Origin of the sequence: Halogranum rubrum (genome assembly GCF_900114455.1) — an archaeon.
GTDB classification, from domain to species: domain Archaea; phylum Halobacteriota; class Halobacteria; order Halobacteriales; family Haloferacaceae; genus Halogranum; species Halogranum rubrum.
Map to the genome: position 1 here is coordinate 154,740 of NZ_FOTC01000002.1, position 21,870 is coordinate 176,609.

A 21,870-nucleotide genomic window follows, 5' to 3' on the forward strand; every position below is an offset into this window, starting at 1 on the left:
ACACCGCCAGCGCACTCAACAATCGGCCGATACTGAGAGTCGTCGTTGGGGGGACTCCTCAATACGCTGGCAATAAGACCTTTCACGGATGAGTCGTGTACCCGAATAGCATGGCGTCAGACTTCGGCGTTTTATCGTTGGTACCACCACTGTTAGCAATCGTTCTCGCGATTGCGACACGTCGCGCGATGCTATCACTCTTCATCGGCATCTGGGTGGGTGGCATCATCTACGGTGGTGGAACCGGCGTCGCACAGTTGTACGACTGGGTCATCACGTCCATCGGTGAGAGCACGTTCAACGCGAAGATTCTGATCTTCACGCTCCAAATCGGGGCTGGAATCGCACTCATCTGGCGGTTGGGTGGTGCACTCGCTATCACGAACTTCGCGACGAAACGAGTCGACTCACATCGGAAGATCGGACTCGCGACGTGGCTACTCGGCATTCTCTGGAACTTCGACGACTACGCGAACAACGCCATCGTCGGCAGTTCGATGAAGAACCTCGCCGACGAGATGAAGATGTCTCGCGAGAAGTTGGCGTACCTGCTCGATTCGACTGCCGCACCGGTGGCGACAATCGGCATCTCGAGTTGGGTCGCCTTCGAGATCGGTCTCATCGCGAACCAGTACCAGGAACTCGGCATCGCCGACCAGACGCCGTCTGCGGCGGCGACGTTCATCCAGAGCATCCCGTTCAACGTCTACTCGATTCTCGCGATAGCGATGGTCGGCATCATCGTCATCACACAACGCGACTTCGGCGAGATGCTCGACGCCGAATCCCGCGCCCAGCGGACGGGCAACGTCATCCGTGAGGACGCCCAACCGCTTCAGAACATCAAGAACGAACTCGGTGAACCGATCACCGACGACGCACCGTTGCGCGTGTTCTTCCTCCCCGTCACAGTGCTCGTCGCCGTCGTCGTCGGCGGTGCGGTGACGATGGGGTACGCGCCCGACCGGACGCTCGTCGAGATGGTCAACAACACCGATATTGCGACGGCACTCGTCTGGGGGTCGTTCGCGATGGTGGCGACGGCCGTCGTGCTCGGTCTGACCGAGGGTCTCTTGTCGCTCGAACAGTCGATGGAGACGATTCTCGACGGGTTCGGGACGATGCTCCCGGCGCTCAGCATCCTCGTCCTCGCGTGGTCTATCGGGGCCGTCGCGACGGCACTCGGAACCGGCGCGTACGTCACGCAGTTCGCGACCGGTGTGGTCTCGCCGATGATGGTTCCCGTCGTCGTGTTCGTCACCTCGGCGTTCATCGCCTTCGCTATCGGCACCTCGTGGGGGACGATGTCCATCATGACGCCCATCGTCATCCCGCTGGCGTGGGAGATCGGCGGCAACGAACCGCAGTTCCTCGCCGTCGCCATCGGTGCGATGTTCAGTGGTGCCATCTTCGGTGACAACTGCTCGCCCATCTCCGACACCACCGTCCTCGCCTCGACGTTCGCGGGGTCCGACCACATCGACCACGTCCGGACACAGATGTACTACGCGTTCACCGTCCTCCTCGCGACCATCGTGGTGTACCTGCTGTACGGTGCGACGAACCTCAGTCCGCTCGTCTTGCTCCCGGTCGGGATTCTGACACTGATCGGTCTCGTCTACGGGTTCTCTGAGTTGGACGCGCGGCGCAAGGACCTCTCGGCGAAACCGGCCTCGACGAGGGCGGCGACGCAGCGTGTGACCAGCGACGACTAACGACCACCCACGCCGCGGAACACGAACGTCACGTCCGTCGTTCCGTCTTCGGTCGTCACTCGAACGTCGTAGACGACGGCGAGCGCGTGTGTCTCACCCGCTCGCTCTTGGACGACGACACCACCGACCGCCTCGCAGTCGCCGAACTCGCGGTTCGGGCCACTCGGACAGTGCTGAACGGCCCATCTCCCCGCGGCCGACCCGTTCTGCGTCACCTCGTAGACGACGCCAGTGTCCAGTCGTGACTGCTCGACTCGCGTCCGATAAGGGTCGAGTGTCCGGTTGACACCGTCGGCGGCGAGTGTTCGTTGCGACCAGTCGTAGTCGCCACGGACGCTCACTGTCGCGTTGTGGACGGCCCGTTCGAGGACGCGCTCTGCGTTCGAGACTGGCTGGCGGTACTCGGCGCTCGCATCGACGTCGGCGTGATAGCCCAACTGGAGGTACGCGGCGACCATCGGCACGAGGGCAATCGCGACGACACCGGCGGCGACGAGGACGAGTTGCCCGCGACGTTCGGTCTCTCCGCTTCTCATGTGTACCACACCCAGATAGTGACGTCGCCGTGCAAGGTCGTCACCGTCGACTGACCGACGGGGACGCCGGTCGGTCGCCGGTAGCCGACGCTCCCGTGTGGCGTCTGCAGGCGGAACATGAGGTTCGCCGGGAGAATCCGGTCGACACGTCGCTCTAGTGCGTCTCGCTCACGAGTGAAACTCGTCTCCGACCGAGTGACTTCCGAGAGACGCGTCGCTCCCCCGTGTCGGGGCGCTTCTCTCGACAGCACGGTGGTCGCGTCGGTGGCGTACGCGTCGAGTTGCGCCGCTTGCGTCTCCGGTTGTGGCAGCCCGAGACCGAAGCCGGCGGCGACGGCGAGCACCAACACGACGCCGACACTCGCTTCGATGGCCGACAGTGAGAGTTGCGCTCGGTCGCTCCGCCTACGCATCGGCCGTCACCGCCAATACCGCCTTCGTCGTCTCGGCGGGGTAGTACGTCACCGTCACCGTTCCAGTCCTCTCACCGCTCGTCTCGAACGATAGCGTCGTCGTCTCGTACCGTGACGCTCGCACCTCCATCACCCCGCCGTCGCTCAGACCGGCGTCGTCGTGGAGGACGACCCGGTCGTTGGCACGGACGGTCGAGACGGTCGTGTCGGTGCCTGTCTGGACGTCGAGACGGACGCGGGCCGTTCGCCGCGGTAGCGTCACCGACGTCGCCGTCGAGAGGTCGAGCGTCCGCGTCTCGCTCGTCCGGTTCGAGACGAGGACGACCCGCCGAATCGTCACCCCATCTGTGGGAGTTCCGTGTTCGACGAGCGTCTGCCCGGCGAGTCGAACTCGAACGCTGGCCGCCCGAGCAGTCGGGACCGACTGGCGGAGCTCAGTCGCGTTCAGTGACTCGACCGCCGTCTCGTTCAGGACGTTCGCCCGTGTCGTAACCGACGCATCGGCAGCGGTGAGTCGTGTCGCGACTGTGTTCGCGATACGTCTGTCTGCAGCGTCGCGGTCCGCAGAGACGAGCGCACCGTCTGCCAGTGCGACGCTCACGGCCGTCACCGTCGTCAGGAGAATCAACGCGACGGCGAGGACCGGGAGGTTCGCTTGTCCACGGTTTTCGCGGTTTTCGCGGGATTCGCGGGATTCGCGGTTTTCGCGGGGTTCGCGAGTTCGCCCACTCCGGTTCACGTTGACCCCTCCAGTTCGACGGTCAGACCGCGCGGCGTTCCATCGACGACGACGAGTAGGTCGTCGCCGCTTCGCCACGTTCCCGAGATATCGACCACTGCGTCGGGGAGCGCCAGCGGCGTCCGACCACCAATCTCGGCGAGCGGATGGTCGAGAACGAGCGTCCCGTTCGTCGTGTGGAGTTCGTACTGTTCGCCACGGATGGTCCGTGGCAGGTCGATTCGCGTCTCGCCGTGAACCGCCGTCGCGTTCGGTGGAATCGACGTCTCGATGCGCTCTGCGGCGGTGACGAGCGTTCGGTCGCCGACTTCCGCACCGGCACTCGTCCGGTAGTCCGGGACGATGCCACCGTAGAGCGTCGTCGTCATCAGACCGACGAACAGCACGACGATACCGAGTTCGAGCGTCTTGCCGACGACGGGCGAGACAGCCCGGTCGTCTCGCCACCGCTCACCCATGGCGAATCACCAACCGTACGTCGTGGACGACGAGATACGTCGTCCGGTCACCTGGATACTGCCCGACGACACTCGTCACGCCGTCGCCGTCGAAGTCTCGTCTGGTCGTCGTCGCGTTCTGCCGTGCGAAGTATCGTTCCCACGCGGCGGGTGTCGCCGTCTCGACGGCGACGCGATAGGAGTCGTTCCCGAGCGACTGTCGTCGGTGGCTGACGTTCGTCTCCAGTCGCACTCGTTGATTCGTCCCATCGACGGTGTCCGGACCCGACGCGTTCAGTCGTGCGACGCCGACGAGGAGCACGTTCTCGGACGTCGCCAGCGGCGGGTCGGCCGTGAACCGCGCGTTCTCGCCCGTCCCGCGGACGACTGCGCCCGACGAGAAGGCGACGCGGTGGTGTTCGTTGCTGTAGACCAGGCCGTCGACGGACTCGTTTCTGACCACTCCCGAGTCGTTCAGGAGGCGGACGCTCCGGTCGACGCGGCGGAGTTTTCCGTCGGTGAACGAGACGTGACCGCTGTCGGGACCGGTCGCCGAGACGGGGTCGAGTGCCGCGTCGAGGTCGGTGGCGACGCGGCCCGCGTCGGCGGCGTCGGCGTTACTCTGGACGACGGTGCCGATACTCGCCGTGAGCACACCGAGACTGAGCATCGTCACCCCGAGGAGGAGAGCGACGCCGACGACGGCGGATTGTGCACGTCCAGTGGGGTGGGCGTTCACACCAATCCCGCCCCCGCGAAGACGACGTAACACACCACGACCAGTGCTCCCGAGTGCAACAGCGCCTCGTACCGACCTCGACTCGCCGTTCCCGCGAACCATCCCGAAGCGAGCATCGTCGCCTGCGTGACGACGTAGAAGCGGAACCGGTCGCGGGCCGGGTCGACGGCGTTCGGGTCGAAGGCGAACCCCGACCCACCGGAGAGCGACGAGAGTTGAGCGAACCCGTCGAGGACGTAGCTGTTGACGGCGACGGTGATGCCGACGACGAGGAGCGCCGTCGTCCAGCCGACGGCGACGTAGACGAGGAGATTCGACCGGAGCGCTTGTTTCTCGTGGTACAGTCGTCCGATTTCGGTCTGGAGGGTGTCGAAGACGGCTTCGGTGTCGCTCCCGGCGTCGAGTGCCCCGGTGACGAGACCCATCGACTGCGCGGCGAGTGGCGTCCCCACTCGGTCGACGAAGCGACCGAGTGCGGCCGAACGAAGACCGTTCTCACCCTCGCCGTCACCGACTGACCCGTCGTCGACCTGGCCGCTCGTCGTCAACCGCAGGTTGAACGCGAGGTCAGAGACGTCAGGGTTCAGCGCACCGAGGTCGACGTCGCGGGCGACGACTTCGACCGCCTCGGGAAACGGTCGGCCGAGACTGACGTGCCCGGAGACGGCGTGGACGAAGTCCTCTATCTCCCGGTCTTTGGCATCGTCGAGACGGGCACGTCGGACGGAGACGACGCCGACGGGGAGCGCGTAGGCGACGTAGGTGAGGAGGGCGACGTTGACCGGGTGGTAGCCGGTGTTCCAGAGGAACGCAGCGACGAGACATGTCGGAACCGCCACGACGACGGCCGCACTCGCTGGATTCGTCCCTGCCGTCCGGAGGGTGTCGAGGACACTCGCCGGTCGGGCGTACGCCGTCGACTGGTCCGCCGGGCGGAGCGTCCCGACGAGCGTGCTCGCGACGACGCCGACGAGGAGGACGAACGCGGCGCTCCCGTAGACGATAGCTGCGCGTACGGATAGCGACCCGAGCGGAGTGTGTATCGGCGCAGAGAGACCGGGTGCCAGCACGCTCATCACCGTGAGGACGATGACCAAGAGCGACGGCATCACGAGGAGGACGATGAACAACTCCGCGAGGAGTTCGAGAAAGCCTTCCGCGCGCTCTCTCGCTCGCGCCTGTCGGTGGCCGAGCATCCGACTCTCCATCTGGAGGTAGTTCGCGAGTTCTTCGGAGCCTTGGTCGGCGTGTTCGCGGAACTTAAGGAGGAACGGGGCGAGTGCGTCTCGCGAGGGAGTGTCGCGAGCGACGCGCCGGAGTCCCTCGTTGACACTTCCCGTCAGTGCGGCCGTGTTCAGCGCCTTCCGAAGCGACACGGCCGTCTCGCCGTAGGCGTCGCTGTCGGCGACCTTCCGCAGCATCGCTCGCTGGTCGTCGCTCCCCGAGGAGAGCGCGTGCAGATAGCGCACTGCACCGGGAAGCGTGCGCTCGATGTCCGAGCGTCGGGCGGTGGCCCGCCAGCGGAGATGGAGTCCGCCGAGGCGAACGGTGGTCCACTTGCCGAGGGCGGCGACGACGAACGAGACACCGACGGCGGCGTACACGCGCGGCATCGCCGGAACGCCGAGTTGGTCGACGACCGGAACGCCCGATTCGAGAAACGTCGCGACGGCAGCGAGCGTCGACGCTGGCAACGCGACGGCGAGGAGGAACGTCGGGACGACGAGCGCGGCGAACGCGAGCCACGAGACGCCGTACACTCGTGCGAGGTAGACGTCGAAACTCGTCCGGAGGTCGGTCCCACGGTAGTGTCGGCGGTCACTGGTGTGTCGGTCCGTGTCGGCGTGGCGCGCGAAGAGAGCGTACAGTGCTCGGTCGGGGACAGAGAGCGACGTCGCGTTCGGGTCCGTAGAGCCAGACGACGCGGACGCTGACGAGGACGAAGACGAAGACGTGGTCGTCCCGAGCGTCATCCCTCTCCTCCGTCGGTCGCCACGGTAGCGTCCCACTCGTCTTGCTCGTCTCGTCCGTCGCGTTCGCTTCGCTCCGCGCGTTCGAGTTGCCGACTGGCGCGCTCGACGGTCGCTGCCTCGTCCGTCCGGAGGTCAGCGAGGAAGTCGAACAACGTCTCGACGTCTTCGACACCCTCTCGGACCAGATACTGGACGTATCGATGTTTGCGGTGGAACTCGGCTTCGACGGCCTCGACGTCGCGGTCGGTTCGCGCGGCCAGTCGGTCGAACGTCGTCAGTCCGACGCGACGACTGTCGTCGCCGAGTTGCGGATGGGCGTAGTCGAGGTGGAACTCGCCGCTCGTATCGCGCCACGCGACGGTGTTCCAGTGTATCTCGGTGTCATCTTTCTCGACGACGCCGCAGCGGCCGGAGACGTCCTCGTAGTCGTCGGCCGAGACGAGTTCGACGACTTCGCCGACGTAGCGCTCACCGTCGACGTGCCGGGGGAACACGACGAGGTCGATTTCGCGCAGGAGGTACGGCGGTAGTCCCTGCTCGACGACGCGGTTGACGAGTGTCTCGACGTCTTCGGCGTGGGTCGTCCCGATGACGCCGTGGCCGGTGTTGAGCGTCTCGGCGAACGTCTCGAAACTCGCGGGCGTGTTTATCTCGGCGATGACCTCGACGTCGGGGTTCAGGTAGTTCGTCTCGGTCATCAGGTCTGCCATCGTGATGCGCTTGTACTCGTTTTCGTGGTCGCGGGTGGTGAGCGAGACGCCCGTCTCGTGCGGGAGTCTGACCTCTCGTGAGCCTTCGTCGATGCTGATGGGCCGGTCGTCGTACGGGATGAAGGGCATGTGGGCGTTCATCAGCGTCGTCTTCCCGACACCCGTCGGCCCGGAGAACAGCGCGATACCGTGGTACTCGTAGAGCAACCAGAGTAGTGTCACGACCTCCGTCGAGAGCGCGCCGTTCTGCACGAGGTCGATGGGGGTGAGCGCGTCGGCGGATTGCTTGCGGATAGAGACGTGCGGGCCGTCCTCGCTGATGACCGGCAACGCGACGGCACACCGGATGGTCTCGTCGACCGACGGCGGCGAGAGGTTCACCTTCGCGCTCGGTGTGCTCGCGTTCAACTCCGTCCCGTCGCTGGCGGCGAGTTGCGTGACGACGTTGACGAACGTCGTCTCCTCGTCGAACGTGAGGTTCGTCGGCACACGGCCGTCTCTACCGGTTCCGACGCCGTCGCCACCAGCACCGACGATATCTGTCCGAGGGACTACCTTCACCCGCTCACCGACCCGGTTGGCCTCGATGTCTTCGAGATGCGGGTCGCGAATCGGGACGGTGAGGATGTGTTCACCGACGTAGTCGCGGAGGACGTAGTAGACGAGATCGTCGAGGCGGTCCTCGGCGAACCGACTGTCGACCGGCGGGACGGCGAGGTCGTACTCGGCGAGTGCGCGTTTCATCCGATACGTCGCCGCGTCGACCCACGCGCGAGTGTTTCGCGCCGTGAGTCGCCGCGAGAGGAACTGTCGGGCACGGTTGCCGACGAAGGTTCGCGGGTCGTCGACGACGCGTTCGACGTTCGCCTCCCAGATACGGGACTTGCACTCGTCGATGAGTGCTTCGTCGCCGGGTAGGAGGTCCGGTTCGAGGACGGCGTACTTCGTCGTGAATCGGTCGCTTCCGAGGAGATGCTCGCGGTAGACGACCACTTCCACACCGAACCCACAGAACGGGACGGTGTATCGCGTCAGTCGCTCGCCCGCGATGCGGCCCACGAAGTCGGTGTCGGCCGCGAACTCGGTCGTCGCTGGCGCGAAGTTCTCCGTGTGGACGACGAGATGTGGTCCCTCACCGGCCTCGTCGACAGTGTCGTCGCCCGTGTCGACGATTTCGATACGGTCGTCGAGAGCGAGTGGTGTCACCGCTTCGAGGACGCGGAGTTCACACAGCGCGTGGTAGTTCACTCGCCGTCGCGTCGCCGTCGAGGCGTCGAGCAGTCGGTCGAGAACGCGTTCGTACTTCGGTTCGAACCCGTGTTCGGCACGTTCGACGGCACCCTCGCGTGTGAGTGGCCGCCGCCGGCCGGCCGTACTGAAGTGGTCGCGAATCTGTTCCATCCCCACCTCACCGTCCGCGCCGAGCACTGGTTCTCGCACGTCGTAGTCGAAGCCAGCCTCCGTCTCGCGTATCGTCGCGACGACGCCGGGGTGCGGTTCGTACTGTGCCTGAACGTCCGGGGCGTACCACGCATCGGCATCGTCTGGTGGAAGTGGTGACGGGACGTCGACCGTCATCGACCGGAGTCCTCCCACAGTCCGTCGATTGACATGGCTGGGAATGGTGACAGTTTACGTTTTAAATTTTCGGAGACTGTCTTGATTTCTTACCTTTATCCGCTCTCCGAATATCCTATCAAATATTGGACACCGACTCGGGACGAAGGAACTCAGACTTCTATCGGTGTCTCTCGTTCGCGTGTCATCGACGCGACGTTCTCGAAACGCCTTTACCTGATTTCATGCTAACTTGTGGCGTGAATCGCAACACGGCCCTGACAGTGGTCTTCGCTCTCCTCGCCGTCGTCGCCCTCTCCATCTCCGCCGCGACGTTAGATACGGCGACGACTGCCGAAGGCGGCAGTCGTCTCGGTGCGGGCCCCGGTGCAGAGTCCGGAGTCAGCGATAGTGACACCGGTGGCGGTGTCGGCAACGAGGGGCCTCTCTTCGGCGGACAAGTGAGCTCTAACTTCCCGTGTTACCCCGTGTTGAGTGCGCCGTCGACAGTCGCACTCCTCCTCGCCGGGATGGCATTGCTCGTCGGCGTCGTCTACTGGCGGACTCGGTCGGCTATCCTCTCGGGAGCGACGCTGTTCGGTGTCGGAATCCCTGTGGTACTCGTTCAGTCGCTGCTGACGGCGTGTGTCGTCTCGGACGAAGGCGAGTCGTCGCTCATCCCAACCCCCAACAACGGGTCGAGCATCCTCCCGGAAGCAGGTGGGGCGACCGGGTTGAACCAAGCCGGAGAGGTGCTCTCCGCGCCGTCGGCACTCTTGGGACTCGTCCTCGTCGTCGCCGTCGTCGGGAGCGTACTCATGCTGTTCCTCTCGACCGGTGACTCGACGGAGGAGGTGCCCGAACCGGAGGTCGAACCGGACGACACGGCGCCCGACGTCGCGGCTATCGGCCGTGCGGCGGGCGACGCCGCCGACCGAATCGAAGCCGACGCCGACGTCGACAACGAAGTGTACCGCGCGTGGGGCGAGATGACGCGACTGCTCGACGTTCCCCGACCGCAGTCCAGTACCGCTGGCGAGTTCGCGGCGGCCGCCGTCGACGCCGGGATGGCCCGCGAGGACGTCGACGAACTCACTGGCCTCTTCGAGGACGTCCGGTACGGCGGGGCCGACGTCACGGACGAACGTGAAGCGCGGGCCGTGGACGCGCTTCGGCGCATCGAGTCCACGTACGCCGACGGCGACGACCCCGAGACGGGAGGCGACAGATGAGCCTCACGGGGCGACTCCTCTCACTCTTGGCGCTCGTCGCGGTCGGCGTCGGTCTCGTGAGCGTCGTCCTCCGACAGACGTTCGGCTTCTCGTTGACGTACACGTTCGTCACGCTCGTCGGTGCTCTCGCCATCGTCCAGGGACTGCGGTACGTGAGTCGCCGGCGACAGTCCGAGTACGCCGAGACGGAGACCGGCGACCCCGAACAACGGTTTCGCGTGCCGACGCCCGGCGACGAGTTCGACAGACAGGTGTCGAGTGCGCTCGGCTGGTCGCTCCGAAACGTCTCCGAGCAACGCGACGTCCGCAGTCGACTGCACCGAACGGCCGTCGACGTCCTCGTGATTCACGAGCACTGTTCGCCCGACGAAGCAGAGGCGCACATCCGTGCGGGAACGTGGACCGACGACGTCATCGCCGCCGGGTTCCTCTCCGAAGAGGTTCCGACGCCACCGCTCCGCACACGCCTTCGACTCCTCTTTCGGCGAGAGTCGCGGTTCCTCGTGCAGGTCCGTCACACCGTCGACGCCATCGTGTCGCTCCGAGAGGTGGGTCGATGACCGGCACGGCGTTCGACACGAATCGATGGGTCGGTGTCGGCGTCGTCGCCTCGCTCGCTGTCGGCGTGGCGATCGTCTTCGGTCGGCAACCGGGGCTCCTCCTCACCGCCGTCGTCGGCGTCGCCTACGCGGCCTACGCTCGGAGCGGTGAGGCACCCGTTCCCGACCTCCGTATCGAGCGCGAGTTGAGTACGGACACGCCTGCCGTCGACGACGAGGTTCGCGTGACCGTCCGGGTGACGAACGCCGGCGAGGCGACACTTCCCGACCTCCGACTCGTCGACGGTGTCCCTCCTGCGCTGTCTGTCACCGATGGGTCGCCGCGACACGGGACGGCGCTCAGACCGGGGAAGCAGGCGACGTTCGAGTACGTCGTCACGGCCGTCCGCGGCGACCACGCGTGGCAACCCACGGTGGCGATCACCCGCGACGCGAGCGGGTCCAGAGAGCGACGCTCGGAAGTCGAGTGTGAGACGTCGATGCGGTGTTTCCCGACGCTCGATGCGACGGCCGACCTCCCGCTCCGCGGGTTGACGACGCAGTACACGGGCCGTATCGCCACCGACGTCGGCGGGACGGGACTGGAGTTCCACTCGACGCGCGAGTACAAACACGGCGACCCGCTGAAGCGCATCGACTGGAACCGATACGCGCGGAGCGGTGACCTCGCGACGCTGGAGTTCCGCGAAGAACGCGCGGCGACGGTCGTTCTCCTCGTCGACGTCCGGAAGGACGCGTATCTCGGTGGCGGTGAAGACGGCGAAAACGCCGTCGAACGCAGTGTCGACGCGGCGAGTCAGGCGTTCTCGTCGCTTCTCACCAGTGGTGACCGTGTCGGCATCGCCGCCCTCGGACCAGAAGAGTGCTGGCTGGCACCCGGTTCGGGCAACGACCACCGCGCCAGAGCACGGCAGTTGCTGGCGACGCATCCGGCGTTGTCGTCGACGCCCGACGGCGGGAAGTTCTTCCCGTCGATTCGACTCCGTCGACTCCTCCGACGACTGCCGTCGGACGCACAGATACTCCTGTTCTCGCCGGTGACCGACGACTACATGGTGTCTGTCGCCCGTCGACTCGACGCCATCGGCCACCTCGTCACGGTGGTCAGCCCCGACCCGACTGTCGACGACACGCCGGGACATCGACTCGCTCGTCTCGAACGGCAGAACCGGCTGAGCCGGCTCAGACAGAGCGGAATCAGGGTCGTCGACTGGGGAGACGGGCCGCTGGCGACAGAGCTCGCACGGGCCTCCGTGCGGTGGTCGGCATGAGCGGCATTCGTGGCATGCGCGACACGAGCGACACGACCGGTGTCGACGAAATCGACCGGTCGCCCGCCATCGTGAGCACGACGCTCGCCGTCGGCGCAGGCGTGGTGAGTCTGCTCGGGTCGGCCCTCGGGTCGCTCGCCGGTGTCGCTCCTGCGGCAGTCGGAGTACTCGTCCTCGGTGTCGGGTTGGTGCGTGGCTCACGGCGGATACTGACCGCAGGGGCCGGGTTGTTGTTCGTCGGTGTGTTGCTCGCGGGTGCGTCGGGGGCGGGCCCCGAACCGCTCGTCGTCGGCACGTTGGGAGCGGTACTCGCGTGGGACGTGGGTGAGAACGGTATCGGCGTCGGTGCGCAGTTGGGTCGTGAAGCCGACACCCGCCGTGTCGAACTCGTCCACGCGGCGTCGAGTCTCGCCGTCGGCGCGGTCACCGCGGCACTCGGCTACGGCGTCTACCTCGCTGCGGCGAGTGGCCAGCCACTGACAGCGTTGGTGTTTCTCCTCTTCGGAGCCATTCTCCTCGTCTCGGTACTCGACCGCTGACTCACCTTCTCGTCACGTCATGTTTGGCAAGATATTCGCTATGCTGGCAAATAGTTTTATCCGCCATAGGTCAGAACGATGAACAGAGGAACACTACAACCTCCCCATCGTTCCATGTGCAACTATAACCCAAACTGCTCGGAGACGCCCGGTGTCGTCGTCACCATCGGCCCTACCGAGTCGATATTCGACTGCTGTGGCGTCGTCGTCAACCTGTCACACTCGCCGAGTGATACGGAGAACGAGACAGCGTCGCCGTAGAGTTAGCCGAGCGACCGCTCACCACGCTCGTTACTCGCTACTCGCTATTCGACCGTCGGTACGGTTACGTCGCCGAGAACGTCGTCGACGACGTCGGCTTTCGAGACGTCGTTCACCTTCGCGTCCGGCGTCAAGACGAGTCGGTGGGCGAGCACTGGCTGGCAGATGCGTTTGACGTCGTCCGGCGTGACGAACTCACGACCCCGGAGCACCGCCTGTGAGCGGACGGCCTCGAGGAGTCGCTGCGTCCCGCGGGGGGAGACGCCGATTGCGACCCGGCGGTCACGGCGCGTCGCTTGTGCGATTTCGGCCATGTAGGTCAGCAGGTCCTCGTCGACGCGAACCGTCTCGGGCGCGCGCCGGATGTCCAAGACGGCTTCTTCCGAGAGCACGCGTTCGACGGAGGGACTGCGGGCTTCACGGCTCACACGGCGGCGAAGGAGTTCGACTTCGCCGTCGAGGTCCGGATAGCCGATGGCCGTCTTGACGATGAAGCGGTCGACCTGTGCCTCGGGGAGCGGGAACGTCCCCTCCTGTTCGACGGGGTTCTGCGTCGCGATGACGAAGAACGGTTTCGGCAACTGGTAGGTGTCGCCGTCGACGGTAACCTGTGCCTCTTCCATCGCCTCGAGGAGGGCGGCCTGCGTCTTCGGCGGTGCGCGGTTTATCTCGTCGGCGAGGACGACGTTCGCGAAGATGGGGCCTTGCGAGAACTCGAAACTGCTCTCCTGTTCGTTGAAGATGTTCGTGCCGGTGACGTCGGAGGGGAGGAGGTCCGGGGTGAACTGGATGCGGGAGAAGGACAGTCCGAGGGCTTTGGCGATGCTGCGTGCCGTGAGCGTCTTTCCCGTTCCGGGGACGTCTTCGAGGAGGACGTGACCGCGAGAGAGGACGCCGAGCATGACGCGTTCGAGGAACTCGTCTTCGGCGATGACCGCGCCGCGGACGGTGTCGAACACGTCGTCGCAGGCTTCGCTTGCTGCTGCGATATCCATGCGCGGAGGGAGATGACCCCCGCACTTATGCTAACCGATTACACGTTACTCGGTTGTCATCCACACGGTCCGAAGAAATCGAAACCGATTAAACGTATCACGGCACAGTTGTGAGTGGAAGCCGAGATAGCCTAGCCCGGCCAAGGCGGTAGATTCGAAATCTACTGTCCATTCGGACACGTGAGTTCAAATCTCACTCTCGGCGCTTTTCGACACGACTCACACGGTGAGCACCTCGTGTGCTCGCCACTGCTGTGAGTGTCGTACACGCTACTGTGAGTTTGAACCAGAGAACGAAACGAGCGATAGCGAGTGGAGTGACCGTGGTTCAACTCTCACTCTCGGCGTTTCTCAGCGAACCCAGTCCACGAGAGACCACTGTGTCTTCGAGCGGCCAGCGTTCTCCCGAGAACGTCAACGACCCACGACGAGGCCGACGAGCACGAGCAACGAAGCGACAGCAGCGCCGTACAGCACGAGGATGGCGTCTTCCGGTAGCAGTGCTGCGAGTTGGAGTCCGGCCGCGAGACAGTAGAGGGCGACGACGACAGTCGCGGTGACAGTCTCGACACGGCGTGGCCGTGTGAGCGTCGACCACAGACGGCCGACGACGGCGTGGCCCACGACGGCGAGCGGGAAGAGTGCGGCGACGACGAGAGCGAGGTGAACCGACACCACACCGACCGCGTCGAGAGTGGGTAACACGTTGCTACTCACCGCTCCGAGCACGTAGACGCCGAGGAGCGTCAGCAACGAGAGACCGAGGAACCGCTCGACACCGGACGCCGTCGGACGCAACGACGAGTTGACAACTTTCGACATAGTTTCTCTTTCGTTCATTCGAACATAAATGATAGGTCGTCCAAGCCCCGAACTGCTCGCTCGGATGTGGTAGTGACACGATGTACTGTTCGTGTCTTCCCCAGCACTAGAGAGACTGAGTGAACGAACAGTTCGCTGCCGTCGTGCAGTTTCACTTTCGCTCCGCTAGGATGAGTTACAAGTCACTTCCTGTGCATCTTCGTGTATGGACGTACTGCACATCACTAGTCCACAGACGACCGGAACGACGGGTAATCGACGCATCGACGTCACGGAGATGGACGTCGCGACACTGACCGACTACGTCGACACCGAACTACACGGGGCATCGGTTCGACTCGAACGCCGCGCGAACCGGACGTATCTGGTCGCCGACGGCGTCAACTGACTCACTCCAGTTCGTACTCGGTGAGTCCGGCCTGTTCCACCGACGGCGTGTAGAGTCGACGCCGGCGCTTATCGTACGCGCCGTCGAGTCGCGGTTGTCGGTAACGACCGACGAGATAGGCGTCGGCAGGAGAGTCGTCGTCGGGGTCCGCACGCCGAACCCAGACGTGGCCGTCACCCCGCGTCGAGAGGTCGTCGGCCCACGCGTCGGCGGCCGGTCGGTCGTCGAACTCCCAGCGCGTCCCGTCGCGACAGACGGCCGCCCCGACAGCGCCGTTCGTTCGGCGGGCCGAGCGTTTCACGTCGACGACGTAGGTCACACCCCGTATACTTGGTCGAGACACATGAACCGGTCGACACGGGTGGACCGTGTGACAGACACACAGTGACAACACAACAGTTAATTTAACATATAGTCATAAAAGACAGTATGCAAAAGAAGTTTGTTCGGCGCGAGGTCCTCCGCCTCGTCGCTGGTGGCGGTGCAGTTGCACTCGCCGGTTGTCTCGGCGGGTCAGACGAGGGAACCACCGACGACGTGGTGACGCAGTCGCCGGCGTCGACTGGAGACGACGCGACGGAGACGGCGACAGCCACGCCGACGGCGACTACCGAGACGGCGACACCCGAACCGAGCCCGTCGGCCACTGCGTGGGCACAGGCCTACGGCGACGCCGCGAACACTGGGTTCGCGGCCGAAGGCAACGCGACGACGGGGGTTGTTCGGTGGACCGCAAAACTGGACGGTCGGCTACAGGCACCGCCAGTCGTCTTCGGTGACCGACTGTTCGCGGTCTCTGGGAAGACGCTCGCTGCTCACACCCGTCGAGATGGGAGCGAGCAGTGGACGCGTACGTTCGGAGCGACACTCGAACACGCAGCAGCCTGCACGGACGAGACGCTGCTCGTCGCCGCCGACAGACTCTATGCACTCGAACCTGCGACGGGGAAGACGCGCTGGGAGTCAGTTGTCGGTGACGGCCCGCGAACCGACCTGACTGTCCACGACGGTGTCGTCTACTTCGGTGCGGCGGACTCGAAAGTCTACGGCCTCCGCGTCGCCGACGGTGAGCAGGTCGCTCGTTCGGCGCTGTTCCCGCACGGCGGCGTCCAGACGCCCGCCGTCGACGACTCGGGCGTCGTCGTCACGGCATCCGACGAAGTCACTGGCCTCAACAAGCGCGGCGCACAGCAGTGGGACCACGAGACGGAGTCGACTGTCAACGCCCCACCGACCATCGCTGGTGACGTCGTCTACGCGGGCACGTCCGACGGAGACCTCCGCTGTCTCGACCGGTCGACCGGGTCGAAACGGTGGTCGGTCTCGTTCGAGAGCAGTATCCTCACGCCACCGAGCGTCAGCGACGAGGGCGTGTTCGTCGTCGCTGGACAGACGCTCCACTGCGTCGACCCCGAGTCCGGCGACGTCCGGTGGAGCCAGCGCGTCGACGATGCGACACTCACGGGTCCGAGTCACGCGCCCGGCGTCGTCTACGTCGGTTCGGCCGGTCATCGCGTCTTCGCATTCGATACCGAGGACGGAGCAAAGCTCTGGGCGAAGAAGACGGGTCACCCCGTCGTCGTCGCTCCGACGCTCGTCGGCGACAGCCTCTATGCAGGGACGAGCGACGGCACGCTCTACGCGTTCGAGTGAGCGAGAGATACTGAACTCCGATACGTTTATGCACATCATCGTTCCGACTTCTAGTGTTCCGTCCAGTACGCAGGCACTGCGTTAGGCCAACTCTGCACGGTCGGAACCGCACCGCACGCGGCCACGATTTTCTCGCACACCACGGCCGCGTGCAGGTTCGTGCGAGCGTTGGTTCTGGAGACGCCGCCGAGCGACGCGACTCTCGTGTATCCACGTACGAAGTAAAACCGGGACGCACGGCCGTCTCTGGCGTCAGTCGTCCGCCGGGGTCGGGGCCGGGTCCGAGGCGAGCAGTCGGTCGAGGGCGTCGACCATCGCGACGACGCTCGCGCGGGTGATGTCCGAGTCGGAGGCGGCGACGGTGACCGTCCGGTCGTTTCGGGACATCTGGACTTCGACGGTGACCATCGCGTCCGTCCCGCCGGTGATGGCGTCGACGTGATAGGAGTCCAACTGGGCGTTCGCGCTCGCGCCGAGTGCCGAGCGGACAGCTTCGACGGCGGCGTCGACCGGCCCACTGCCGGTACCGGAAGCGACGCGCTCCTCGCCGTCGACGAGAAGGCGAACGCTGGCCGTCGGCGTCCCGCCACCGCTCGCGGCGGTGAGGTCTTTCAGTTCGACGCGACGCTCACGCTCGCGACCCTGCACCTCCTCGGCGATGGTGAGCAGGTCGGCGTCGGTGACGCGCTTGCCCCGGTCGCCGAGCGTCTTGACGCGTTCGACGACAGTCGAGAGTTCGTCGTCGTCGACGTCGACGTCGTGTTCTTCTAACGCGGCGCGGACACCCGCACGTCCGGCGTGCTTGCCGAGTACGAGACGGCGTTCACGACCGACCGTCTCGGGCGCGTACGGTTCGTACATCGAGTCGTCTTTGAGCGTGCCGTCGGTGTGGATGCCGCTCTCGTGGGTGAACGCGTTCTGACCGACGACGGCTTTGTTGGGTGCGAGGTCGACACCCGTCGAGTGGGCGACGAGTTGGGCGAGGTCGTACAGTTCGTCGAGTTTCGCCGTCTCCACGCCGTAGCAGTGGTGGAGCGCGATGGCAACCTCTTCGAGTGCGACGTTGCCCGCGCGTTCGCCGATGCCGTTGACCGTCGCGTGAACCATGTCTGCTCCGGCGGCGAGGCTGGCGTAGACGTTCGTCATCGCCAACCCGAGGTCGTCGTGCGTGTGCGTACTCGTCGGCCCGAGGGCGGCGAGTCGGGAGACGGCCTCGTAGGTGTGTTCGGGACTCGTGTGGCCGACCGTGTCGGCGAAACACGAGCGGTCGGCACCGGCGTCGAGACCCGCCTTCGCGAGTCGTTCGAGGAAGTCGAGGTCGGCCCGCGAACCGTCTTCGCCGAGAATCTCGACCCAGAGTCCGTGGTCTTTCGCGTAGGCCACGAGGTCTTCGGTCTTCGAGACGACGTCGTCTCGCGTCGTCCCGACTTTCGTCTCGACGTGGCGGTCGCTGGCGGGGACGACGAGTGTGACGCCGTCGACGTCGCAGTCGAGTGCGAGGTCGATGTCGTTCTGGACGCCGCGGGCGAAACTCGTCACCTTCGCGTCGAGACCGAGGTCCGTCACGCGACGGATGGTCTCGCGCTCGCCCGCGCCGGTGCAGGCGCTCCCCGCTTCGATGACGGAGACGTTCGCCCGGTCGAGCGCGCGTGCGATGTCGGCTTTCTCCGCGGGTGTTAGCGAGACACCTGGTGCCTGCTCGCCGTCGCGGAGTGTAGTGTCGAGAAGCTGTACATGTCTGTCAGAAGTGAGGGGAACTTCGGGAGAGCCCCGGAATAACTCGGTCACGGTATGTGGGTCGTCAGTTGACTCGGAGAATTTCACAGCCAGCCGCCTCGCGGCGACTTACTCTATCCTCGTCTGTCGGGGTGTGTTCCGACATTGTACTCGGTACCATGCCTCCAGGTGTCATAAAGGAGCGGGTTCGGACAGCATTTGGTGTCAACTTGGCCGCTCGGCACCTCTCTCACACCGCTCCGTCGTCGCCGTCGAGAACGACGGTGTCGCCGACGTCGACGCCGTCTGCGGCACCGGCGGGGAGTTCGTAGACGACGTCTGCGGTGTTCCACCCCAGCCCGGTCCACGCCGAGAGTCGCTTCGTTCCCACGACTTCGTCGTCGACGACCCAGAGCGCGTCGATGGCGAAGGGGACGAACAGCATGTGGAGACTCCGCGTTCCCACCTCGTCGAACGGGAACGCCAGTGCGTAGTCGTCCGGAATCGACCGACGGAACATCAATCCACGGGCCTGCGAGAGCACCCCGTCTGCGACGTCGACGTGACTAGCGAGCACACGAGGATTGCCTCCATTCGGGTCGTGGATGAGTTGCACGAGTGCCCCTACGGCCTCTCTCACAAAAACTGTCTGGGCAAACAGACCGAGTTGCACCCGGTACGGTCAGAGGAAAATATTACCTATTTAAAAAATGAAAATTGTTAAGTACTGACTCTGGGGCTAGTCGGTCGGATGCAACTACGAACCATACTAACGGCACTCATGGTTGTGACTGCCAGTTCGGTCGTGCTGACCGGCGGCGCGCTCGCAACCACAGCAGCGAGCGGGACGAGCGCGCAACTCGACGCCTCGGCCGCTGGCGACTTTCACAAACCGAAGGACGTCGTGAACGACTCCACGACGAAGTATCGCAAGGGCGAACCCGCTGCGGACTACTTCGAACACCCCGACGACCCCTCCTCGATAACCGTCGACTCCGCGACGAGTGCGGCCGGTGGCTCCGGTGGCAGTGCTGACGCGCAGTCTATCGAGATGGACCCGAGCGACGACACCGAAGACGCCGAACTCGTCGGTGAGACGAAACTGTTCTACACCTCCGGTCCCGACGGCTACGCGTTCAAGCAGTTTACCGCCGTCTCGGTCGGTGACAACGTCGAGGTGTGGGTTGCACGCAACATGTCGTTCCCCGCTGCGGACGACCCGCGACAGGACCCCGTCATCTCCGAGGAACAGGCCGAGGCACTGACCGAGCAGTTCGACGAGCGGATGTACGACCCCGAAGTCGAAGTGTTCGGCAAGCCGAAGGCGCGCGACGGCATCAACTCGACGCTCTCGCAACTCGGCCTCTTCCCCGAAGACTACTACAACACCGGCGAGGGAAGCGGTGACCGCACCATCCTCCTCGTCGACAACATCCGCGACGAGAACTACTACGACTCGGACTACCCGGTCTACATCGCGGGCTACTACTCCTCGACGGTGCAGGACTACTCGAACCGCAACATCGTCAACGTCGACTCCTACGGGTGGGACGACGTGAACGAGACGGACAGAACGGTCGGCTACGAGGGTACGCTCGCCCACGAGTTCCAACATCTCATCCACAACGACCTCGACGCCGACGAGACGACGTGGGTGAACGAAGGGATGTCCGACTACGCAGAGGTCGTGACGGGCTACGGCGTCTCCGAGGGCCACGTCACCGCCTACGAAGAGATTCCGTACAACTCGCTGACCAACTGGGAGGACCAAGGCGCCATCAACGTGCTCGCGGACTACGGTATCGCGTTCGCCTTCCAGATGTACCTCGACGACCAGTACGGCCAGGAGTTCATCAGTAACCTCGCACAAGAGGACGCGAACGGCATCGCGGGCGTCGAGAAGACTCTCGACGAAGTCGGCGCGAAGCGTGACTTCTACGAACTGTACCAAGACTTCTCGACGGCCGTCGTCCTCGACGACGTCGACAAGCCGAACAAAGACGAGTACGACATCGACGGTATCGACCTCGAGGTCAACACCTCCGAAGACGTCGGCACGGCCGGCGCGTGGGGGACCAACTACCAGGAGATAGACGTCGCCGACAAAGGTCCCGTCAAGAGCGTCTCCGTCACCGGGACGGAGTTCATCGGCACGAAGTGGCAGACGGCGACCGACCCCGTCACCGGCGAGGGCGACGTGCTCTACTCCGGGTCCGGCAATCTGCTGGACCGCCACGCCATCGTCGAAGCGGACCTCTCGGAGGGCGACTCGACGCTGACCTACGAGACCTACTACGACATCGAGTCGACGTGGGACTACGGCTTCGTCCAAGTCTCGACCGACGGCGGCGAGACGTGGGAGAGTGTCGAAACCGACGAGATGAGCAGTGAACTCGCCGACGGTGCACACCCGACGGTCGAGGCGAACGTCCCCGGATACACCGGCACGTCCGACGGATGGGTCGAGCAATCGGTCGACCTCTCCGAGTACGAAGGCGAAGGTGACGTGCTCGTCTCCTTCCGCTACGCCACCGACTGGGCGTTCATCCAACCCGGCATGTACGTGAAGAACGTGCAGGTCGCCGGCGAGGACGTCGCCACCGACAGCACCGAACCTTACATGAGTCTCCGTGAGGCCACCGGCGACAACGTCGAGTACCAGTTCACGTTCATCGGCATCAAGCAGAACGGGAACTACAAGGTCAAACAACTCGACATGCGCACTTTCGACGAGAACGGAGAACAGGACCTCAAGCAGTTCCTCCACAACGGGAACTTCGAGACGGTCATCGTCGCGTCGACGTGGGCCGCAGGTGAGGACGAGAGCGGCCGCGTCCCGGTCGGCGCGGAGTTCACGTTCGCCGGTGAGAACGAAGAGAAAGGTAACGACGGCAAGCAGAAGGGTCACGAGAAGTAGCGGTCCCTCTCACACCGACTCACCGCGATTACGATTTTTCCCGTCGCCCCGACGGATTCAACTGTCTGCCGCCGTAGCGACAGCCATGGAGAAGACGCCCACCGGTACCCCGGTCGGCGTAGACGACCCCTACGACGTCGCCGGTCGCTGTGACCACCTCACGAACGACGGCCGGTGTCGCTACGCCCTCCAGTACGCCGGAAACGACCCGGAGTTCGCCGCCGCCCGCCGCGCCGACGACTACGCCTGTCTCGCGGGCGACGAAGACTGCGAATGGCGTGACTGCCCGCACTACCGCTCGACCACCGACGGGACGGAGTGCGTACGCTGTGGTCTCGAAGAGGTCCGGATGGCCCACGAGTCGGCCCGGCCTCTGTTAGAGGAACACCACCTCTCGTACGGAAACGGCGGTTCGGAGACCGGTGACGACGACGAAGTGAGCCACGAGATTACCGTCGCGCTCTGTCGGTGGTGTCACGCGAAGGTCCACGACTCGTTCGCTCGCATCGACGACGACGCCAGTCCCGACCCGGAGGCTATCGCCGCCCGCGAGGAACGCCGAGGGAAGGAGATGCAGGAGTTCGGGTTTCAGTCGGCACGCGAGCGGTTCGGTGACGAGTGACGGCCAGATGATGCACAGGGATGCGCAAAACGACGCCAGTTCGATTGACTTTTAGGCGCATCTATCCAACCCGGT

22 protein-coding genes and 1 tRNA gene are annotated in these 21,870 nt (G+C 64.8%); 11 read left to right on the forward strand and 12 right to left on the reverse strand.

Annotated features, from left to right (window positions below; all coding sequences use genetic code 11):
• Nucleotides 1–110 precede the first annotated feature (110 nt).
• Nucleotides 111–1,715, forward strand: coding sequence for a Na+/H+ antiporter NhaC family protein (locus BM083_RS09000; RefSeq protein ID WP_089868706.1), 1,605 nt, complete (start codon nt 111–113; stop codon nt 1,713–1,715).
• On the opposite strand, the gene BM083_RS23770 is transcribed toward BM083_RS09000, so the two are convergent.
• From BM083_RS23770 to BM083_RS09035, 7 genes are read right to left on the reverse strand one after another with little or no spacing between them, the layout of a single operon-like run.
• A complete protein-coding gene (locus BM083_RS23770; protein ID WP_089868708.1) occupies nt 1,712–2,251 on the reverse strand; it encodes a DUF7261 family protein in 540 nt (179 codons plus the stop codon). The two genes, BM083_RS09000 and BM083_RS23770, sit on opposite strands and share 4 nt — an antisense overlap.
• Nucleotides 2,248–2,664, reverse strand: a complete 417-nt coding sequence (locus BM083_RS09010; protein ID WP_009366517.1) for a DUF7262 family protein — start codon at nt 2,662–2,664, stop codon at nt 2,248–2,250. Before BM083_RS09010 ends, BM083_RS23770 begins: the two co-directional genes overlap by 4 nt.
• The gene (locus tag BM083_RS09015; protein WP_218148956.1) at nt 2,657–3,403 is read right to left on the reverse strand and encodes a DUF7263 family protein; all 747 of its coding nucleotides are present in this window, start codon (nt 3,401–3,403) and stop codon (nt 2,657–2,659) included. The genes BM083_RS09010 and BM083_RS09015 overlap by 8 nt, the downstream gene beginning before the upstream one ends.
• The gene (locus tag BM083_RS09020; RefSeq protein WP_009366515.1) at nt 3,400–3,861 is read right to left on the reverse strand and encodes a DUF7266 family protein; all 462 of its coding nucleotides are present in this window, start codon (nt 3,859–3,861) and stop codon (nt 3,400–3,402) included. Before BM083_RS09020 ends, BM083_RS09015 begins: the two co-directional genes overlap by 4 nt.
• Complete coding sequence (locus BM083_RS09025) at nt 3,854–4,579, reverse strand: DUF7289 family protein (protein WP_089868710.1); 726 nt, start codon at nt 4,577–4,579, stop codon at nt 3,854–3,856. Before BM083_RS09025 ends, BM083_RS09020 begins: the two co-directional genes overlap by 8 nt.
• Entirely contained in the window at nt 4,576–6,552 is a 1,977-nt protein-coding gene (locus tag BM083_RS09030; RefSeq protein WP_218148957.1) for a type II secretion system F family protein, read from the reverse strand. The genes BM083_RS09025 and BM083_RS09030 overlap by 4 nt, the downstream gene beginning before the upstream one ends.
• Nucleotides 6,549–8,840: a type II/IV secretion system ATPase subunit gene (locus tag BM083_RS09035; RefSeq protein ID WP_089868712.1), complete on the reverse strand. Its 2,292-nt coding sequence runs from the start codon at nt 8,838–8,840 to the stop codon at nt 6,549–6,551. The genes BM083_RS09030 and BM083_RS09035 overlap by 4 nt, the downstream gene beginning before the upstream one ends.
• 239 nt (nt 8,841–9,079) lie before the next feature.
• On the opposite strand from BM083_RS09035, the gene BM083_RS09040 reads away from it, so the two are divergent.
• From BM083_RS09040 to BM083_RS23255, 5 genes are all read left to right on the forward strand, one after another.
• Nucleotides 9,080–10,051, forward strand: a complete 972-nt coding sequence (locus BM083_RS09040; RefSeq protein ID WP_089868714.1) for a DUF4129 domain-containing protein — start codon at nt 9,080–9,082, stop codon at nt 10,049–10,051.
• Nucleotides 10,048–10,611 (forward strand): DUF7269 family protein, encoded by a 564-nt coding sequence (locus BM083_RS09045; RefSeq protein ID WP_089868716.1) that lies wholly within the window; start codon nt 10,048–10,050, stop codon nt 10,609–10,611. The genes BM083_RS09040 and BM083_RS09045 overlap by 4 nt, the downstream gene beginning before the upstream one ends.
• A complete protein-coding gene (locus BM083_RS09050; protein ID WP_089868719.1) occupies nt 10,608–11,882 on the forward strand; it encodes a DUF58 domain-containing protein in 1,275 nt (424 codons plus the stop codon). The genes BM083_RS09045 and BM083_RS09050 overlap by 4 nt, the downstream gene beginning before the upstream one ends.
• On the forward strand, nt 11,879–12,421 hold the full coding sequence (locus BM083_RS09055) for a DUF7519 family protein (RefSeq protein ID WP_245756873.1): 543 nt from the start codon (nt 11,879–11,881) through the stop codon (nt 12,419–12,421). The genes BM083_RS09050 and BM083_RS09055 overlap by 4 nt, the downstream gene beginning before the upstream one ends.
• Nucleotides 12,422–12,535: 114 nt before the next feature.
• Complete coding sequence (locus BM083_RS23255) at nt 12,536–12,682, forward strand: hypothetical protein (RefSeq protein ID WP_177197594.1); 147 nt, start codon at nt 12,536–12,538, stop codon at nt 12,680–12,682.
• Nucleotides 12,683–12,726: 44 nt separating this feature from the next.
• Here the strand turns inward: BM083_RS23255 and BM083_RS09060 are convergent, their stop codons facing one another.
• Nucleotides 12,727–13,677: an AAA family ATPase gene (locus tag BM083_RS09060; protein ID WP_009366506.1), complete on the reverse strand. Its 951-nt coding sequence runs from the start codon at nt 13,675–13,677 to the stop codon at nt 12,727–12,729.
• A 120-nt stretch (nt 13,678–13,797) separates the two neighbouring features.
• Here BM083_RS09060 and BM083_RS09065 point away from each other — a divergent pair.
• A tRNA-Ser gene (locus tag BM083_RS09065) sits at nt 13,798–13,882 on the forward strand.
• Nucleotides 13,883–14,091: 209 nt separating this feature from the next.
• Here BM083_RS09065 and BM083_RS09070 read toward each other — a convergent pair.
• A complete protein-coding gene (locus BM083_RS09070; protein WP_089868721.1) occupies nt 14,092–14,499 on the reverse strand; it encodes a hypothetical protein in 408 nt (135 codons plus the stop codon).
• 205 nt (nt 14,500–14,704) lie between these two features.
• On the opposite strand from BM083_RS09070, the gene BM083_RS09075 reads away from it, so the two are divergent.
• On the forward strand, nt 14,705–14,887 hold the full coding sequence (locus BM083_RS09075; RefSeq protein ID WP_009366504.1) for a hypothetical protein: 183 nt from the start codon (nt 14,705–14,707) through the stop codon (nt 14,885–14,887).
• 1 nt (nt 14,888) lies between these two features.
• On the opposite strand, the gene BM083_RS09080 is transcribed toward BM083_RS09075, so the two are convergent.
• Nucleotides 14,889–15,206 (reverse strand): DUF8081 domain-containing protein, encoded by a 318-nt coding sequence (locus tag BM083_RS09080; protein ID WP_089868723.1) that lies wholly within the window; start codon nt 15,204–15,206, stop codon nt 14,889–14,891.
• Nucleotides 15,207–15,316: 110 nt separating this feature from the next.
• Between BM083_RS09080 and BM083_RS09085 the strand changes: the two genes are divergently transcribed.
• Nucleotides 15,317–16,540 carry an outer membrane protein assembly factor BamB family protein gene (locus tag BM083_RS09085; protein ID WP_089868725.1) on the forward strand — a complete coding sequence of 408 codons (1,224 nt, stop codon included), beginning with the start codon at nt 15,317–15,319 and terminating at the stop codon, nt 16,538–16,540.
• A gap of 252 nt (nt 16,541–16,792) precedes the next feature.
• Here BM083_RS09085 and BM083_RS09090 read toward each other — a convergent pair whose 3' ends face one another.
• Both BM083_RS09090 and BM083_RS09095 read right to left on the reverse strand, forming a co-directional pair.
• A complete protein-coding gene (locus BM083_RS09090; RefSeq protein WP_089868727.1) occupies nt 16,793–18,328 on the reverse strand; it encodes a (R)-citramalate synthase in 1,536 nt (511 codons plus the stop codon).
• Nucleotides 18,329–18,506: 178 nt separating this feature from the next.
• A complete protein-coding gene (locus BM083_RS09095; RefSeq protein ID WP_089868729.1) occupies nt 18,507–18,872 on the reverse strand; it encodes a DUF192 domain-containing protein in 366 nt (121 codons plus the stop codon).
• Between the two features lie 165 nt (nt 18,873–19,037).
• Here BM083_RS09095 and BM083_RS09100 point away from each other — a divergent pair, with 165 nt between their 5' ends.
• Nucleotides 19,038–21,173 (forward strand): peptidase M6, encoded by a 2,136-nt coding sequence (locus tag BM083_RS09100; protein ID WP_394327613.1) that lies wholly within the window; start codon nt 19,038–19,040, stop codon nt 21,171–21,173.
• Nucleotides 21,174–21,258: 85 nt separating this feature from the next.
• Nucleotides 21,259–21,795: a DUF7097 family protein gene (locus BM083_RS09105; RefSeq protein ID WP_089868731.1), complete on the forward strand. Its 537-nt coding sequence runs from the start codon at nt 21,259–21,261 to the stop codon at nt 21,793–21,795.
• Nucleotides 21,796–21,870: the final 75 nt, after the last annotated feature.